At 42.6% G+C, this 1,207-nt stretch carries 1 protein-coding gene and 1 pseudogene; both read right to left on the bottom strand.

Features of this window, described 5'->3' with window-relative positions:
* Positions 1 to 176 precede the first annotated feature (176 nt).
* Positions 177 to 581: a hypothetical protein gene (locus tag ACFINZ_RS09750; RefSeq protein ID WP_034448014.1), complete on the bottom strand. Its 405-nt coding sequence runs from the start codon at positions 579 to 581 to the stop codon at positions 177 to 179.
* 92 nt (positions 582 to 673) lie between these two features.
* Positions 674 to 1,207 (bottom strand): annotated as a pseudogene (locus ACFINZ_RS09745) (MFS transporter); the annotation flags it as partial.

Below are 1,207 nucleotides of genomic sequence, written 5' to 3'. Positions count from 1 at the left end.
TTCTTCCCAAAAAGGGGTTCTGACACGGCGAACCCGTTGAGCTCCATCAAGAGCAACGGTTATTGTCATTGTTGGTTCATGAAGACAGAGATAACCATGAGCGGTAATATGTTCCCAAAGTGTGGTAACAAATTGCACATCATTTGCGGGCGTTCCAGCATCAATCCAAGCAAAATCTATTGGTCCCCAAGATTTGAGCGTTTCATCATCAAGAGAGAAGAAATATGGATAAATGTTACCATGTCTTTTTCAATGCTGTTGTCTTGGAGTGGTTTTTGCCATGCTTGTTCGGCGGATTGACCTTCTGCTGAAAAATCATCGATGGTGATCAATCGTGGTTGATAATTCTCAAGGACTCCTGAAGGGTCAAGAAAAGCTGTACGTTCTTCAAAAGTGGTAGATCTTAAAAGTTTTTTATCCTGTTGCCATGCTTGTTTTGCTTTTTGCAGTGCTGTAGCAATCAAGCATGTGCTATCCCCCGCACCGATTTCAAGGACTGTGCGCGGTTTTGCCATTTGAATGAGCGTGTAAAGAAGCTCAATACTGTTTTTTGTTCCCATACCAGGTTGTATCAGGGGCATCTTTTGATCCTTATCATTTTATCAATCGCAGCATTCCTGTTTTGACAAAAAACGCAGTTGTCTGTTCTATGGGGTGTTGAAGATGCATTCCTTTTTTTGCATAGTACTCTGTTCAAGATAAAACTTAATATGCCTGTGATCATGGTCGCGATACCAATGATAAACAGCGTGCTTTGGGTATGATGCACATGGACAAAATCCGCACTGATAAAACCAATGCACACTGATGTTTGTATGATGAAAAGATAAGCGGGCATTTGGCTGTTTCGCTGTTTTTTCTGGATGGCTTTCATCATAAAACTTGTTATCAGTGCATTTTGCACACCGTTTGTACCCCCCAAGGATAAAAAAGGAAAGCATCATCAGCCACACAATGTGTGTGAGGGAAAAGCGGAAAATGCTAAAGCCGATTATTGCCACGGCTAGTGATGTTCCAGCAGCATTGCCAAAATGGTGGAAAAGACTAGAGAAACAGAGTCGACCAACCATGAGGCCAAGACTTATCATGCTTGTGATTCCATAGGTTTCTGCACTTAAATGCAGCTCGGTGCGGATGCGGACAATCGATAAGACGTTGAGAGCAGAGGTGAGGATAATGGTGATGATGAGGAGGTAAGAGCATAGAC

It is taken from the genome of Bartonella sp. AA81SXKL (assembly GCF_042196945.1).
Taxonomy (GTDB): Bacteria; Pseudomonadota; Alphaproteobacteria; order Rhizobiales; family Rhizobiaceae; genus Bartonella.
Note: the sequence above shows the minus strand (reverse complement) of the source record. Positions and strands in the feature narration are given on the sequence as shown.